General features: G+C 47.5%; 14 protein-coding genes. 9 read left to right on the forward strand and 5 right to left on the reverse strand.

Annotated elements, in window-relative coordinates; translation table 11 throughout:
- Positions 1 to 6: 6 nt before the first annotated feature.
- Together MHB82_RS03970 and MHB82_RS03975 are read right to left on the reverse strand one after the other, a co-directional pair.
- Complete coding sequence (locus tag MHB82_RS03970) at positions 7 to 2283, reverse strand: glycosyltransferase (protein ID WP_341173879.1); 2277 nt, start codon at positions 2281 to 2283, stop codon at positions 7 to 9.
- Positions 2284 to 2638: 355 nt separating this feature from the next.
- Positions 2639 to 3043 carry a CBS domain-containing protein gene (locus tag MHB82_RS03975; RefSeq protein ID WP_341173880.1) on the reverse strand — a complete coding sequence of 135 codons (405 nt, stop codon included), beginning with the start codon at positions 3041 to 3043 and terminating at the stop codon, positions 2639 to 2641.
- Positions 3044 to 3192: 149 nt separating this feature from the next.
- Here MHB82_RS03975 and pbp4 point away from each other — a divergent pair, with 149 nt between their 5' ends.
- From pbp4 to MHB82_RS04015, 8 genes are all read left to right on the forward strand, one after another.
- Complete coding sequence (pbp4, locus tag MHB82_RS03980; protein ID WP_341173881.1) at positions 3193 to 5310, forward strand: penicillin-binding protein PBP4(5); 2118 nt, start codon at positions 3193 to 3195, stop codon at positions 5308 to 5310.
- 77 nt (positions 5311 to 5387) lie between these two features.
- Positions 5388 to 5807, forward strand: a complete 420-nt coding sequence (locus MHB82_RS03985) for a VOC family protein (protein ID WP_337034195.1) — start codon at positions 5388 to 5390, stop codon at positions 5805 to 5807.
- A gap of 152 nt (positions 5808 to 5959) precedes the next feature.
- Complete coding sequence (locus tag MHB82_RS03990; RefSeq protein WP_164764254.1) at positions 5960 to 6136, forward strand: hypothetical protein; 177 nt, start codon at positions 5960 to 5962, stop codon at positions 6134 to 6136.
- Between the two features lie 80 nt (positions 6137 to 6216).
- Complete coding sequence (locus tag MHB82_RS03995) at positions 6217 to 6399, forward strand: hypothetical protein (RefSeq protein WP_341173882.1); 183 nt, start codon at positions 6217 to 6219, stop codon at positions 6397 to 6399.
- Between the two features lie 167 nt (positions 6400 to 6566).
- Positions 6567 to 7811, forward strand: a complete 1245-nt coding sequence (locus MHB82_RS04000; protein ID WP_341173883.1) for an FxLYD domain-containing protein — start codon at positions 6567 to 6569, stop codon at positions 7809 to 7811.
- A gap of 14 nt (positions 7812 to 7825) precedes the next feature.
- Entirely contained in the window at positions 7826 to 8974 is a 1149-nt protein-coding gene (locus tag MHB82_RS04005; RefSeq protein ID WP_341173884.1) for a trypsin-like peptidase domain-containing protein, read from the forward strand.
- Positions 8975 to 9088: 114 nt separating this feature from the next.
- Positions 9089 to 9688 carry a TetR/AcrR family transcriptional regulator gene (locus MHB82_RS04010; RefSeq protein WP_341173885.1) on the forward strand — a complete coding sequence of 200 codons (600 nt, stop codon included), beginning with the start codon at positions 9089 to 9091 and terminating at the stop codon, positions 9686 to 9688.
- A 93-nt stretch (positions 9689 to 9781) separates the two neighbouring features.
- The gene (locus MHB82_RS04015; protein ID WP_341173886.1) at positions 9782 to 11002 is read left to right on the forward strand and encodes an MFS transporter; all 1221 of its coding nucleotides are present in this window, start codon (positions 9782 to 9784) and stop codon (positions 11000 to 11002) included.
- A gap of 99 nt (positions 11003 to 11101) precedes the next feature.
- Here the strand turns inward: MHB82_RS04015 and MHB82_RS04020 are convergent, their stop codons facing one another.
- The 3 genes from MHB82_RS04020 to licT form a co-directional block, all read right to left on the reverse strand.
- On the reverse strand, positions 11102 to 12511 hold the full coding sequence (locus tag MHB82_RS04020) for a glycoside hydrolase family 1 protein (RefSeq protein WP_110755671.1): 1410 nt from the start codon (positions 12509 to 12511) through the stop codon (positions 11102 to 11104).
- 40 nt (positions 12512 to 12551) lie between these two features.
- Positions 12552 to 14459 carry a beta-glucoside-specific PTS transporter subunit IIABC gene (locus MHB82_RS04025; RefSeq protein ID WP_341173887.1) on the reverse strand — a complete coding sequence of 636 codons (1908 nt, stop codon included), beginning with the start codon at positions 14457 to 14459 and terminating at the stop codon, positions 12552 to 12554.
- Positions 14460 to 14643: 184 nt separating this feature from the next.
- On the reverse strand, positions 14644 to 15504 hold the full coding sequence (gene licT / locus MHB82_RS04030; protein WP_341173888.1) for a BglG family transcription antiterminator LicT: 861 nt from the start codon (positions 15502 to 15504) through the stop codon (positions 14644 to 14646).
- A 308-nt stretch (positions 15505 to 15812) separates the two neighbouring features.
- Here licT and MHB82_RS04035 point away from each other — a divergent pair, with 308 nt between their 5' ends.
- A complete protein-coding gene (locus tag MHB82_RS04035) occupies positions 15813 to 15980 on the forward strand; it encodes a DUF3934 family protein (protein ID WP_095288604.1) in 168 nt (55 codons plus the stop codon).
- Positions 15981 to 15986 lie beyond the last annotated feature (6 nt).

Genomic DNA, 15986 nt, shown 5'->3' on the forward strand with positions numbered 1-15986 from the left:
TCCGCTCTATAAATAAGCCATCTCGTTGAGTTCATCATTCGAGACGTTTTTGTCTTTGGATATGACATTTGGCCGACCTGTTTGCCGTTGCTCCCTATTCCACTGCGTAAACAAAGCCTCGAGGGTGTGCATCTGCCGATTACGAACAATGTCCTGGATGTTGGTCACCCGGTACAGGTTACCTCGCTTCTTCCGCAGGGATTGTACCCATACACACTCCAGTGCCAGGTCGTCGCCCATGGGCAGATCGATCTCATAGCTCAACTCTTGGCGTGATGTCTCCAGCAGAACATATTCATAGTTGAAATCAAGCAAGGTAACAGCTCCATGCGTTGGCGTGTCCACTGTACGGTTAACTGCAATACGTGCCAGCTTCCGGTTGGACATAAACTCACTCTGCCCCCGGCGCACAAAGTTCAGGCGAATGTCCTCGAACGTACTGATGTCCTTGTCCAGCTTCTGAGGGAGCGTAGGTTCGCGGTCATAGATCATGTGCAGGAGCTGTCGCTGCTGCTCTTCTGTAATTTCCTTGACGATAAAAGCATATTTCCAGCGATCGCCGATGGATGCAACGTGAGCGACCTTGCCTGTAAATTCACTTGCATATCGATCGTTAACCAGCTTGATGCCGACCTCCATATCACTCGGGATATATTTCGGCATATCGAGCATCACGGATATTCCACCTTCCGACAGATCATGAGTCAAGCAGGAGATCGTCTCGCCTTCGGTTGTAATCGTGCAGTCCACAGAAGCGAGTGACCGCTCATGGTTTCGAAACACTTTACGTCCGGCCAGGAAGAAGATGGACATCATGATGTTATAGAAGTTGATCAGTAGCCAGTACAGCACGACCAGGAAACCGATGGTACCCTGACTGAACGTCCAGTGAATGCAGTTCACGATACCGATGATGGATAGGACAGCCAGAATCAGATGGGGAATCATTTGTTTTATCTGATAGTTCCGATCATCATTTTGCGCACCGTCCTTGCGGGTAACGACGAATTTGTTCATCGTAATGCCAAGCGTCTCCAGAATGACAGCAGGCAGCAGGGACGGGAACAGGATGGTTTCATAGACATTGGTCCATTTGGTTGTTCGAATATTGCCCGACAGCATGCGCAGACAGGTATTGGTCAGGAGATACATCGGCAGCCAAAATATTAAAATTTCAAGTATTGTGCACTTCACAACAAGAATGCCGAAGACGGCAAACAGAATCGGCGACATGATATACAGCAATCTCTTCAGCCCGGAATACCAGTAGGTTATGGAAGAGATATAATTTAATTTTTGGGCAAAACTCAAACCTTTCTTGAACAGCAGATTCATCTTCTTGCCTGTCTGGATACAACCGCGTGCCCAGCGCTGACGCTGCTTGATCAGGCTCTTTAGATCGCCCGGGGCAAGCCCGGATGCCAGTACCTTATTGGTTGCGAAGCAGCGGTACCCTTTGCTCTGCATCTCGATGCCTGTTGCAAAATCCTCCGTAATGGAACCGGTGTAGAATCCACCTACGTCTTCCAATGCCTGTCTGGAGAGCACCGTATTGGTTCCACCGTAGATCACGGAATTGGATTTGTTGCGTCCGACCTGCACGTCACGGTAGAAATAATCCTGCTCATTCGGAATCCGGTTCTCGGAGTACAGATTGTACTGGAATTGATCGGGATTGTAGAAGCTTTGCGGTGTCTGCACGAAACCGATCTTTTCTCCTGTCAGAAAATACGGCACACAGGACGTCAGAAAATCATGCTTCGGAATCATGTCGGCATCAAAGGTGACGATCAGGGGGGAAGAAGTATGTTTCATGGCGTTGTTGAGATTACCAGCCTTGGCGTGTTTGTGCTCGGTCCGGGTCAGGTAGTTGATGCCCAGATGGGCGGCAAGTTCCCGCATCTCGGGACGATTGGAATCGTCACACAGATGGATATGTACTTTGGAACGGTCCGGATAATCCATATTGAGACAGCCGTTAATCGTTTTGAAGAGAAGGGAAGTGGGTTCATTGTAGGTCGCAATAAAGACATCCACATCCGGATATAACGCCTCATCTACTACGGGAAGCTCAGGGTATTCAAGCCGGGTCATATTGTAAAAGTGGACGGCCAGTTCGAACATGCCGATGAGTTCGACAATAAGGAGGGCAAGACCAGCGGTCACGGCGAGAGGGCCATGGCCGAAAGGAATGGTGAAGAACGTACGCCAAATGACGTAAATACAAGACATGATCACCGTAGCTGTGACCAGAATCTTGTTGCGTGTACTTAAATAATTCAATGGAATACCTCTCTCTGATGTTTCTGAAATGGAGCTGAACTGAAAAGGACGTGCTTATTGTACTAAAGCATTCTGAACAAATTCTGAAAAAAACACTAGGACCCTCGCAGTGTAATGTTAAAATAACGCGATTTATCTCCTTGAATATGTCGTATGGTGATAATTATTGTAGTTTTTTGTCGAATAATGCGCAATATGTTTGTTGTATTCGGATACTAAAATAGCTTGAGAACGAAGTGACAGAAGAGATGATGAGGAAGAAATAGGAAGGTTTGGAGCAACAAAAAAAGCGAGCGGGGGCGCTCGCCTTTTTTACATCTGTCTGCAGGGAAAACTGCAGGTGGCATTCATTACTTTAATCAGAAATATTGCGCGTGTAATATTCAATAATATCCTTGCGCCGGATAATGCCAAGAAAGACGCGGTCCACGTCCACGACAGGCACGAAATTCTGGTCCGCTGCCAGCGTCAGCATATCCTCCATTTCTGCTTGGATGAAGACGCATTCATTATATACCCGGTTGCTGATCTCATGCACCTGAACCTGATCCATGTTATCAAATGTCAGTCCGGGGGTGCTCCGCATTTTCCATAACAAATCGCCTTCGGACAGGGTCGCAACATATTTTCCGTCCTGATCAATCACGGGAATGGCGGTATAATGCTGTGCTTCAAGCTGTTCGAGTGCTTCCTTCATGGAAGCGGAGGACTTGATATAAGCCACTTCGTCTTTGGGGAGTAAAAAATAGCTGATTTCCATCATCGGGCTCCTTTGCCTGTAGTTTCACTCTCCTTATTTAAACATATTATGTGAGCATTCGGCTATTTTTAATGATAAATTCGTCAGATTTGTTCCATTGTTTCAGGGGCTCTGGAAATCTATAGTATATAGTTAGAGGTGATCTGACTATGAAAAAATCAAAACGAAAAATCATATATGGCTTGCTCCCCCTTCTGTTTGCTGGCGGAATAGGAGCGTATTTATACATGCAAAGCAGCAAGGCAGAGGAAGCGAAACCGGAGGCAACCGTAGACCAATACATACAGCATCTGCAGAAGCAGGAATTTGATCAGCTATATACATTAATGACGCCAGCGTCGCTGGATGAGTCCGGGATGAACCGGGAACAGTTTGTAGAGAAGTACAATGCCATCTATTCGGGAATGGAGGTCTCAGCCGTGAAGGCGGAAGTGAAGCCCAAGGTAACGGACACAGCGGAAAGTGGCGGTGCATCAGAGGATCAGGACAAAGGGGAGCAGAACACGGGCAAACCGGAGCAGAATCCGGATGACTATGAAGTGGATTATCACTTGCAGCTAACAACCTTCCTTGGGGAAGTGAACGAGACACAGACGCTCAAGCTTGTCCGGCAGGAAACCGAGGACGGCAGTAAAGTATGGCGGATTAACTGGCAGCCTTCCATGATCCTGAGCGACATGATTAAAGGAAGCAAAGTCAGGGTGAGGACACTCTTGCCGGAACGCGGTGATATCGTGGACCGGGACGGTTTGCCTCTTGCTACCAAGGGAACGGTGAACGAGTGGGGCATCGTGCCGGAGAAGCTGGGTGACAACCCGGATGCGATGATTGCCCAGATCGCCAAGCATTACAAGGTGTCCGAGGATGTGATTAACAACGCCCTGTCCCAAAAGTGGGTGAAGCCGGAGTATTTTGTCCCCATCGGTTCAACTGAGGATTACAATATTCCTGAACAATTAAGTGGGGTGAAGCTGCAGTCCAAGGAAATCCGCTATTATCCGCTTGGTGCATCGGCTGCGCATCTGATTGGTTATGTGCGTAAGGTCACTCAGGAAGATCTGGAGAAGGATACGGAAGGATATTACCATGCCGAGGATTGGATCGGAAGAGCCGGACTGGAGCAGTCCATGGAGAAGCAGCTCCGTGGCGAGCGCGGGGGCGTAATCGAAATCACGGACGAAGCCGGCAAAGTCCTCTCGGAGCTTATTCGCAAAGACGCGGCAAACGGACAAAAGGTGCAGTTGACCATCAGCGCGGAAACACAGTCGGAGCTGTATAAGGCGTTATCGAATGACGGAGATGCCGGAGCGGCCGTGCTTATGAATTCGGTCGATGGGCACCTGCTCGCCCTGGCCAGTGCACCCGCCTACAATCCGAACAAAATGGTCACAGGACTCACTCAGGCGGAGTGGGACGCGTATTCAGCAGATGAACGGCTTCCTTTTATCAATCGATTCACCAATCGATATGCACCAGGTTCAACCTTCAAAGCAATTACGGCGGCAGCGGGATTAATGGAAAAGGTCACAACGGCGGATAAAACCCATGAGATCTCCGGTCTGCAATGGCGCAAGGATGAGAGTTGGGGCGGATATTATGTCAAGCGGGTGAAAAGTTTAACTCCGGTAAATATGGTTGATGCACTGGTCTATTCGGATAATATTTACTTTGCTCAAGAGGCGCTGGAGATGGGCAGCAAACGGTTTATAGAGGGAATACAGAAATTCGGTTTTGGAGATAACTTCGGCCTGGATGAACTATATTTGAAGCCGAGCCAGTATGCGAATGAAGCGAATCTGGATTTGGCTTCCGAAGTATTGCTTGCCGACACGTCCTATGGACAGGGCGAAATGCTGATGTCGCCGATTCATCTGGCGTCGTCCTTCACTCCCTTTATTAATGAAGGAAAAATGGTGAAGCCTGTTCTGATCGAAGGGAAAGAAACCTCTGAACCCGAGGTGATTATTACTCCTGAGGCTGCGAACACGGTCAAGGATGCTTTGGTTCAGGTGGTGTCTCGTTCGGGAGGAACGGCTCATTCACTAAACTCGCTTTCAGGAGAGCTTGCGGCCAAGACCGGAACGGCTGAGCTGAAGGCGAAGAAGGGCGAAAATGGCCTAGAGAACGGATTCGTTGTCGTGTTTGACACGCAATCCCCCAGCTTCCTGATCTCGGCGGTTATCGAAGGCGTGAATGGCCGGGGCGGCAGTCACTATGTGGTGGATAAGCTCAAGCCTTTCCTGGAAAAGCTGGAATCGACTCACTAAAACCTTGGCGTTGACAGGCACTATCCGAAATGTTATTTTGTGGTAGAATCTACTCTATTGGATTGAGGTGGTCGATGGTGGCTGTTCGCGCCAAGCAGATTTTTGTCAATTTACCTGTCAAGGATTTGAAGAAATCGGTTGAGTTTTTTACCAACGTAGGATTTGAGTTTGATGCGAATTTTACAGATGAATCTGCTACCTGCATGATCATTGGGGACAACATTTATGCCATGCTGCTGGTGGAGGAACGGTTCCAATCCTTTATTTCGAAAGACATCTCGAATGCGGCGAGTACGGCAGAAGTCATTGTAGCCTTATCGGTAGATAGCCGCGAAGAGGTGGATACCATCGTCCAAGCTGCTCTGGATGCTGGCGGCAAGCCATATAATGATCCCCAGGATCATGGATTCATGTACGGATGGAGTTTTCAGGATCCGGATGATCACCTCTGGGAAGTTACCTATATGGACCTTAGCGCATTTCCAACACAAGAGTAGAGTAGAACATACATGGATAGATCACGCCTTCCTACGATATAGTAGGGAGGTTTTTTGTCTATTTCTATAAAACTACACATTCACACATCCAGATTGATATGGACATGAATACGATAACGCAGGTTTGAAAAACGATTGACAGGGAGATGGCCATGACTCGTTCAAACGTGAAAAGTTATCGTTACCGTGTGGGGAAAAGGCAGTATATTGTCATTCAGATCCACCAAACCGCCAAAGGGTATGCCGAGACAGGCAATGTGCTTGCAAGTAACGCCGTAAATATACAGATCAAGAAGCAGAAGGGCCGGCGTTCTTCGAGCAAAAGATAAACGGGTCGCTCGGGGGTATTGATGAGCAGATCTGGAGCAGCGTAACTTTACGGGATATATCATCATAGGGGGATGGTACGATGAGCACAAGAAAGAGACAGAAGTATGCGAAACAGGTTAACCGGGTAGAGGTGGACAAAAGCCGTTTAAAATTCCAGGCTCGTCAGTCTGCCAAAGCTTCTGTTGGACAGGGCGGAAATGCATTTGCCATCAATGCGAATGAACTGGGCAACATTCGGGTACGTGCAGGACAACAGGGGTGAATTGCAAAGGGATACCGTGAGGCGGTATCTCTTTTTTTATGTCCATGGCAAGGCACCATTTACATTGGAATAACATATGGTGTATTTTACCTTTTTGCTATATGATAAGTGTCGATTCATGTAAAAACAGCAAACATACATACGTTCTTTTTGATGGAGGGATCAGGGTGTATTGTCACGTATGTGGGACCAAAAGCAGTCCGGGGGATAGCACGTGCAGAAAGTGTAGAACAAAATTATTAGATCCAAGCTCTACAGAGGAACAGATTTGGGCCGAAACCGCAGTAGGTCTGGAGACCGGAACGGGAAACACCGTTCATTCGTTATCGAGACAACAGCAGCCTGCACCCCAGCAGAGCCCTAAAGGTCCGGGGCGAGCATTCAGCTGGATCATCCCATTGCTGTTGGCAGCGTTAATGGGAGCCCTGCTGACGTATTATTACAACCAGGAAAGCGGTGTGAATGCAGAGGTACAATCACTGCACCAACAAGCGGAAAAAGCTGCGCTTGACGGGAAATATGCAGAAGCTCTGCAGCTGCTGGACACAGCCATCGCCAAACGTCCGAACTACAATGCGCTGATTCAGGATCGCCAGATTACGGCGAAAGCCTCGAATCTGATGAATCAGTTAGATGAAGCAGCGGTGAGTTTGAAGACGGGCAAACTGTCCGCAGGGGATAAAACCATTCAGGCTGTAACCAAGGAACTGAAAGAGCGGGAGGAACCCGTTTTTGGCAAGGTAAGAGCAGCATTGAACAACAGAAAGGTCACACTTTCCGTATTGAAGGTGAAGAAGGAAATCGATGGTTTGACCACTGTAGAGGCTCTTGCGGAGAAGCTGGATACGGTGTCGAAGCTGAAAGGCAATGAAGCCCAGGCCGTGCAGAAACAAATTATCGACAAGCTGGCGGGGATTAGTTATAAGCAAGCTGAACAGCAAGTGAAGAAAAAGGATTTTACCGCTGCCCTGCAGACCGTGGATCAAGGACTGTCCTATGCACCGGAGGATGACAAACTTACCGCATACCGTGAGCGGGTGCTGAGTGAGAAAAGGGCCTTTGAGAAAGCGGAAGCGGAACGGATTCAGTTGGCTGAGCAGCAGGCTGCCGAAGAAGATTTGAAAAATCGGACAGCTGCCGTAAGCGTCGTAAACGTGGATGCGACACTGGATAACTATGGAGACCTGTACATTAGCGGTTCAATCATAAACAATGCGACAAGACCGATCTCGTCCGTTACGATTATGGTTGATATCTATGGAACGGATGGCACCTATCTGGGTCAGACTTATGTCGATGTGTATCCAAGCTGGCTGGAAGTCGGCGAAGAAGGTTTCTTCGAAACCTACTATTATGGTGTGTACGAGGAAGCGCAAGTCTCTGTTGTGAATGCAACGTGGTATCTGGAATAGGAGGACAGGTTGGAATGGCCAAACGAACATGGAGTACGATCATATCCTGTGCCATCGTTATTGGTGCCGGAGCAGGAGGCGTGTTCTGGATACATCAGCATTCGGAGAAGCAGCTGCAGGGTGGGCCCAGACTGGCTGTCGTCGCAGCGCAGGAAGCAGAAACAAAGACAGCGAAGACAGCTTCCGATTCCAAGGTGAAGAAGACACGCAAACAGATCATTGAAGATAGCCAGAAGAAGGTAGTCACGATTGAGAGCGGCATCGGGCTGGGCTCCGGCTTTCTCTACAACGACAAAGGCGATGTAATAACCAACGCGCATGTGGTGGAAGGCTCCAAAGAGGTAACGGTCCGCACACTTAACCATGAGGAATATCAAGGAACGGTGATTGGAATTGGGGAAGAGACGGATGTGGCTGTTGTTCGAGTGCCGGGTTTACAAAAGCTTACACCGCTAACCATTGCCAAATCCAAAGCCGAGACCGGAGATGAGGTATTGGCACTGGGGAGTCCCCTGGGGCTTGAAAATACGGTGACTACTGGCATTATTAGCGGTGTGGGCCGGAGCTTCGAAATTCAACCTTACATTTATAGTAACCTGTATCAGATCTCGGCTCCCATTACGCATGGTAACAGCGGGGGACCGTTGATCCACGCAGAGACAGGTGAAGTACTCGGCATTAATTCGGCTGTTGTGGAGCAGGAGGGTGGCATTGGTTTCAGCATTCCGATCACCAGTGTACTGAAACAGGTGCAGGCCTGGTCCGAAAAGCCCAACACGACAACGGTGGTACAGACGAATGGTGGAGGTAACAAGGCAGCATCAGGAACCTCTGCCGAAGCAGAGGGATTGGTGACCAGCTTCTATCTGAGTCTGAACGAGAGTGATTACGTTACCGCATATGCACTGCTGGGCAGTGAATGGCAGAGCGGTACGAGTTATGCCAAGTTCCGCGAAGGATACCTGAATACAAGCTATGTAACGATTAGCGGAATTTCTTCCTCCAATAATGGGAATGATGAGATAGAAGTTACGGCTACCATTACGGCGGATGAACGCAGGGACGGCGAATATGTGACCTCGAAGTACAAGGTTACGTATCAACTCGGTTACGAGAATGGTCAGTTGAAAATATTGCATGGTCAGGGAAAAAAGATTAAATAAATCAAGCACAGGAGAATCGGCACCTCGGGCCATTCTCCTTTTGTATTGCTAAATTTCCAGCGATCTGTTAAAATACAGAACGAATGTTCAGTATGTAAGAGAGAGAGTGATGGGATGAACAAAAAGCAACTTCAAACCGAGCAGACCAAGAAAAAACTTGCGGATGCCTCAAGAGCTCTTTTTGTACAAAAAGGCTATAAAGCGACATCCATTGAAGATATTGTGGCTGCGACTGGCAGCAGCAAAGGAAATATTTATTACCATTTTAAAAGCAAAGAAGGCCTCTTTCTCTATCTGATTGATGAATGGGATCGGGAGTGGGAAGAGAACTGGGCTTCCAAGGAACATCTCTACAAGACATCTACGGAGAAAATCCATGGACTGATGGAGCAGCTTGTTCTGGATGACATGAATCACCCGCTGACGAAGGCAGCCGATGAGTTTTTCACGGGGGAAAAGAAAGAGAACGATATCGAGGAACGCATTGCCTTGATGTTCGAGCGGCATATCCAGTTCAACAGACAACTGGTTCAGCAGGGCATTGAGAACGGTGAGTTTAAGGAAGACAATGTCAATCATCTGGCGCTGATTCTGGAAAGTACCATTATCGGACTCAGTCAGTTATCTCGCGGAATGAAGCCGGAAGAGGCTGTGGCTTTATATCGCCAAGCAGCAAATGTATTCTTACATGGAATCTCCATAAGCAAGGCTTAAGGTGGATTGAACACACCCACGAAACCCATGAAACAATACGTTTGCTCATCTATATAAAAAGCAACATTTTGACAATTTACGGAGGATACAATCATGGCATTACTGACAAGAAACAGGGGCGCACTCCTGCTGTTGATGTTTAATATTTTTCTCGTATTTACAGGTATTGGCTTGGTCGTACCGATCATGCCTGCGTACATGGATCTGCTGCATATCACTGGGTTCACGGTTGGTTTGCTGGTCGCGGCATTTTCCTTTACCCAGTTTCTATTTTCCCCAGTAGCGGGCAGGTGGTCCGATTCATTCGGACGTAAAAAGATCATTGTCGGCGGTATGCTAATTTTTGCCGTATCGGAATTCATGTTTGGTGCGGTCAATGCCCCCGTGCTGCTCTTCGCAGCCCGGATGCTCGGCGGGGTTGGTGCAGCGATGATTTTCCCTTCCATTATGGCCTACACCGCAGATATTACGACGGAAGAAGAGCGCGGCAAGGGGATGGGATTGATCAATGCAGCCATTACGACCGGATTCATCATTGGGCCGGGAATCGGTGGATATATCGCAGATTTTGGCATTCGGATTCCATTTTATGCGGCAGGGGTTGCCGGATTGCTGGCAGCGATTATTACCCTGATTATCCTGCCGGAATCTGCACGGAGCACTGGAGAAGCAGGTAAACCCGCTGCAGGTGCAGCAAAAGCCAAAACGCCGGGAATGGTATCCCAGCTGCTGAATTCCTACCGGGAACCCTACTTCTTCAGTCTAATTATCGTATTTGTCATGGCGTTTGGCCTGGCTAACTATGAGACCGTATTTTCTCTGTTTGTGGATCACAAATTCGGCTTCACGACCAAGGATATTGCATTTATCATTACATTTGGCTCGATCGCGGGTGCTGTAGTACAGGTATCTCTGATCGGGTGGCTGCTAAACAAGTTTGGGGAGAAGAAAGTGATTTCGGTATGTCTCTTCTTCGTGGCGGTGTTTGTACTGCTAACCCTGTTTGTGCACACGTACTGGCTCATCCTGGTGGTCACCTTTATTGTATTCCTAGGTATGGATATTTTGCGTCCTGCCATCAGCACGCAGATGTCCAAACTGGCAGAGGAACAGCAAGGTTTCGTGGCTGGATTGAACTCCGCGTACACAAGCTTGGGCAATATCGCAGGTCCGATTGTGGCTGGTGCCCTGTTCGATGTAAATATCAACTATCCGTATGTTTCAGCTGCTGCTGTTCTGGCAATCTGTTTCCTGTTATCTCTCCGGGTTCTCAGAGGGGTTAGACCCGCAGGGCAAGCGAAGACGGAGATGTAGTCGCAATTCATAACAATACGATGTAAAGCTTAAAAAAACCAGTCGGTTACACATGATACGTTGTGTAATCGACTGGTTTTATTTTTTGGATTTGTATGATTAACGGACTTCACCGTTTGTCTCAATTAGCTTTTGATACCAATAGAAGCTCTGTTTACGGATACGTCTTAACTCCTTAATATCAAATTCCTCGCGGTCCACATAGATAAATCCATATCGTTTGCTGGACCCCTGATGTGTACTCACCAGATCGATCGCAGACCAAGGACAGAAACCAAATACATCCACACCATCCGTAATGGCCAGTTGAATCTGTTCAATATGTTTATTGAAAAATTCAATGCGGTAAGGGTCGTTGACCACGTCGCCTTCTTCCAGCTTGTCAAAAGCGCCCAGACCATTCTCTGTAACGATTAATGGCAGGTTATAACGGGAATAAATCTGGCGAAGAGTAGAACGGAAGCCCACTGGATCAATCTCCCATCCAAACTCGGTTTTCTGCAGATTTGGATTCACAGATCCTCGGTATGCACCAGGTTCACCCACAATTTCGTGCTGATCTCCTGTGTGGGAGAAATCATTGCCATCATTCAGACTTTCGCCGACGGTCTGTGAAGTGTAGTAATTAAAAGCAATAAAATCAGGGTTTCCCTGAGCCAGAATATCCATGTCGCCGTCCTCAATGACCGGAGTATACCCTTTCTCTTCAAGATAACTCCAGGCAATGTGATTGTAGCGACCGTATACGGCCATATCAAGATAGAGCCAGTTGCGGATTGCTGCATAGTTATCGGCTGCGAGGGTATCTTCCGGTCTGGAGCTTGCCGGATAGATCACGCCAATATTGGGAGCCGGACCGATCTTGGCACCTGGAAGCATCTCATGGCATAGGACCATTGCTTTGGCTTGCGCGACGAGCATGTGATGATTTTGCTGATACAGTGTTTTTTGCGGATCAATCATCGTGGTATCCAGTGTGCCTAAAGAGCCAGGATGCAGGATGAGCATATTTTGTTCATTAATGGTCAGCCAATATTTGACCCGGTCCCCGTAGTTCTCGTACAGGGTTCTGGCGTATTGCTCAAAGGCATCGATTGTTGCCCGATTGGACCAGCCACCTTGCTCTTCCAGTGCATAAGGAAGATCAAAGTGATACATGGTCACAATTGGTTCAATACCGTGTTTGATCAGTTCATTAATTAATGAGTCATAGAAGGCAAGGCCTTTGGGATTAACCTCGCCTGCGCCTTGCGGATAGATCCGCGTCCAGGCGATGGAGAAGCGATAGGCTTTGAAACCCATCTCCGCAAGCAGGGCCACATCCTCCTTATACATATGATAGTGATTGCTGGTCACCTTGAAGTCGGTTACGCCTTCCACATGGTTTCCCATGTCAATAACGGAAGGACCTTTGCCATCTTCATTCCAGGCACCTTCGATTTGATAGGCTGACGTTGAACCTCCCCAGAAGAAGTCTTTGGGAAATGGTTTGAGTTGAGTATGATTCATTGTTCGTTCCTCCTAGTTGAGTTTGGAATAAGCAAGCTGATCAGACAACAAGAGTGAGCAGGACATCATTTTTCTCTACATGTTCCTGGGATGTTTCGAATACATCCACTTCGTGTTGTGTGAGGGTAACAATGACTGGAGTGACAGTTTCGTACCCAGCTTGCTTAATTTGTTCAATGTCAAATTGAATGAGCAGATCGCCCTGTCTGACGATGTCACCTTCCTGCACGACAGGCGTGAAATGTTTACCTTTTAGCGCAACGGTATTGATCCCGATGTGAATCAGAATCTCGGTGCCGGCGCCAGTCGTTAACCCGATGGCATGTCCCGTTGGGAAGAGTGAAGTGACTACGCCATCCACGGGAGAAACAACTTCGCCAATCTCGGGTACGATCGCTAGTCCCTTGCCCATAGCACCAGTGGAAAAGGCAGGATCGTTGATCGTACTCAAAGCAACAGCTTTGCCCGTAAGTGGGCTATGAATTTGTTCTTTTTTGACCTCGGCAGTTTTTACCTCTGGAGCAGCAGGAACTTCTTTCGTTTTACTTTCGGACATTGCACCTGTGTTCGTATCATTCGCATCCTTGACTTCTGCAACCGTTGCCTTGGTTTTGCTCTCGTATCCGAACATGACGGTTAATACCGCAGCAATGGCAAAGGAACACACAATTGCAATGACGTAAACTACGGTTGGTGTGTACACCGGTATGGCAAAAATATTATGGAATACATATGCCGTCATTTTAACGCCAAAATGACCATTAATGGCACCACCGATTGCACCTGCGATGACAACGATTGGAATGACGCGTTTATAACGCAGGACCAACCCGTATACGATAGGTTCCGTCACACCTGCGAGCAATCCCGTAAGGCTCGTTGAGCCTGCAAGCGTGCGGAGCGTTTTATCTTTTTTGGCTTTCAGGAAAATACCGAATGCAACACCGATTTGGGCAAATACGGCTGCAGCAGCCATCGCTTCGATTGGATCTCCGCCAACCCCAATATTTTGGATCGTGATCGGAGTGAATCCCCAGTGGAGACCGAAGATGACCATGAAGGTCATGAATCCGCCCAGGACAATCCCTGATAATATCCCGCTGACGTCAATGAGCCATGTTACACCAGAGGAAATCCAGTCTCCTACGTTGGTGCCAAATGGACCAAAGGCCATCGCAGACAGAGGAACCATAATTATGAGGGAAATCATTGGAACCAGGAACAATTGCAGATCCTTCAGAATGATTTTCTTCAGCAGCCTATCGAGAAGGGCATAGATGCTGATGGAGATGAATATCGGAAATACACTGGCTGAGTAGTTCATCATGACGACAGGTATTCCCAGGAACGATACATCGGAACCCTTGTCCATCAATCCGGTAAAGTTCGGTTCCAGCAGGGCAGCACCGATGACCCCGGCGACATAAGGATTGGCTTTCAGCTTCATGCCCAGCGTAATGCCGAGGAAGATAGGCAGAAAGTAAAATACGGCATTGCCGGCTGCGGATAAAATAAGATAGGTGTCACTGGTGTCTGACATCCAGCCAAGCATGGTTAGAACGGTCAGCAGTGCTTTCAACATGCCTGATCCCGCCATGGCTGGAATTAACGGAGAGAAGCTTCCAGAGATAATTTCAAAAACTTTGGATAAGATCGAGGTTTTTTCACCTGTTGTCTCTGCGGTGGTGGAGGATTCTCCTCCAATATCCCGATTCTTCATAATCTCTGCATATACATGAGCAACATGACTCCCGATCACAACTTGAAATTGCCCACCGCTTTCCACAACGGTAATTACGCCATCATGTTTTTCAAGCGTTTCACGCTCGGCTTTTTTGGAATCCTTGAGGTTAAACCTCAGCCGGGTCGCACAGTGGACAAGTCCGTTGATATTGGCTTCACCGCCGACGAGGCGTACGATGTCATCTCCCATTTTTTTATGATCCATGTTCATTCTCCTTTGTGGTCGAACTGCCCCTGAAAACAAAAAAATACCTAAACGGAGGGCAGTGGCCATCCAAAATGGATGGGGTGCCAATCGTTTAGGTATCGCCTGCTTGACCAGTAACAATCCTTGTCGTTAAGTTGTGAGACCTACTATAAATGACAGCGAAATCGTTTGCAAGCTTTTTTTATTTCGTGTCCTGCATTTCATTTCGGGAAGTAACGCGGTGAATATGGATCGTCAAATACACCTTTTCATCAATGGACATCGCACTTTCGAACTTGTCCTCAAGGTAATGGTTAATCAATTGGGTACACTGAAAAGCCTTGCCGTATTTGTCTTTGACCTGATCATACAGAAAGTTATCACTAGACGCCGTCTGTTCCTGTTCATTGCTCACCATGCGCTGGACGAAATATTGCAAATGGGTAATAAACCTGGAGTAATTAAATGAATTTTCATCCAGGGTTATGCCATATTGATTGGTCACGATGTTGAATATGTCATCGATCACTTCGGTAATTTCAACCGTTTGCTGCATGCCCTGACCATCCTGTCTGGCGTTGACAAAATGCATGGCGATAAAACTGGCCTCATGTTCGTCCATCTGAATGCCGAATTGTGAATCGATCAACTCCAGCGCATTCATGCCGATCATGAATTCCCTTTTATAAAACTTTTTGATCTGCCATAACAGCGAATTCTTCAGCCCGACGGACTTCCTGTACCGTGAGATGGCAAATTGGATATGGTCAATGAGGGAAATATAGATATTGTCACTGAAAATATCGCCCATTTCCCGTTTGGCATAGCCTACAATCTTGTCAGCCAATGTTAGATACTCCACGGAGGTTTCGCCCATCAGGTCGATCAGTTTCTGGGGGATCTTGTCCGATTTGAGAACAAAGGTTTTCTCGATCTTATCCTCATCAACAGGCTGCCCATTTTTCTTCTTGAAGCCCAGACCATTTCCAATGACAACAAATTCATGACCCACCTGGTTCTCTGCCCGGATGACGTTATTGTTGAAAATCTGTCGAATGATCATCGTTGTTCACCTCTATTGCCGTTATAATAACAAAAAACCCAAACAAAGGCTTATCACACAGCCTTTATTTGGGTATCGCCTGCTTACCAGTAACAATCCCGAAGAAGACGCGGCTTCTTCTTTCAATTATGTACACTATACCGCTTTCATAACAGAATAACAATAGAATCATTTTTGGAAATGGACGTAAAGACGTCTATTTTTGTTATAATAAGAAATGCTGGAAGTGAATACGATGGGCTGGGTTACGATAAAAGGTACCGGGGACAGTCATTTTTAAGCATACACCGGATTATTGGAGTGATAACATGAGCAAAGCAAAGGGTAAAGGCGGCACGGGCCGCGGTACCGGTAAAAAAGGCTGGAATCGCTGGCAAGCCAGTGCCAATCGGGCGAAAAGTGCCCCAAAGCCTTATAAAAGCAAAGGTACGAAGAAGAAAGACGATGCCGAAACTTCAAGTGACAAGTCCCAGTGAATGGGT

Source organism: Paenibacillus sp. FSL K6-2862 (genome assembly GCF_038005125.1).
In the GTDB taxonomy this organism is placed as follows: Bacteria; Bacillota; Bacilli; order Paenibacillales; family Paenibacillaceae; genus Paenibacillus; species Paenibacillus illinoisensis_A.

Excerpts from the sequence above, each read along its gene's own strand:
- MHB82_RS03975 (WP_341173880.1), bottom strand. The coding sequence starts at position 3,043 with ATGGAAATCAGCTATTTTTTACTCCCCAAAGACGAAGTGGCTTATATC.
- pbp4 (WP_341173881.1), top strand. The coding sequence starts at position 3,193 with ATGAAAAAATCAAAACGAAAAATCATATATGGCTTGCTCCCCCTTCTG.
- MHB82_RS03990 (WP_164764254.1), top strand. The coding sequence starts at position 5,960 with ATGACTCGTTCAAACGTGAAAAGTTATCGTTACCGTGTGGGGAAAAGG.
- MHB82_RS03995 (WP_341173882.1), top strand. The coding sequence starts at position 6,217 with ATGAGCACAAGAAAGAGACAGAAGTATGCGAAACAGGTTAACCGGGTA.
- MHB82_RS04005 (WP_341173884.1), top strand. The coding sequence starts at position 7,826 with ATGGCCAAACGAACATGGAGTACGATCATATCCTGTGCCATCGTTATT.
- MHB82_RS04010 (WP_341173885.1), top strand. The coding sequence starts at position 9,089 with ATGAACAAAAAGCAACTTCAAACCGAGCAGACCAAGAAAAAACTTGCG.
- MHB82_RS04015 (WP_341173886.1), top strand. The coding sequence starts at position 9,782 with ATGGCATTACTGACAAGAAACAGGGGCGCACTCCTGCTGTTGATGTTT.
- MHB82_RS04020 (WP_110755671.1), bottom strand. The coding sequence starts at position 12,511 with ATGAATCATACTCAACTCAAACCATTTCCCAAAGACTTCTTCTGGGGA.
- MHB82_RS04025 (WP_341173887.1), bottom strand. The coding sequence starts at position 14,459 with ATGGATCATAAAAAAATGGGAGATGACATCGTACGCCTCGTCGGCGGT.
- licT (WP_341173888.1), bottom strand. The coding sequence starts at position 15,504 with ATGATCATTCGACAGATTTTCAACAATAACGTCATCCGGGCAGAGAAC.
- MHB82_RS04035 (WP_095288604.1), top strand. The coding sequence starts at position 15,813 with ATGAGCAAAGCAAAGGGTAAAGGCGGCACGGGCCGCGGTACCGGTAAA.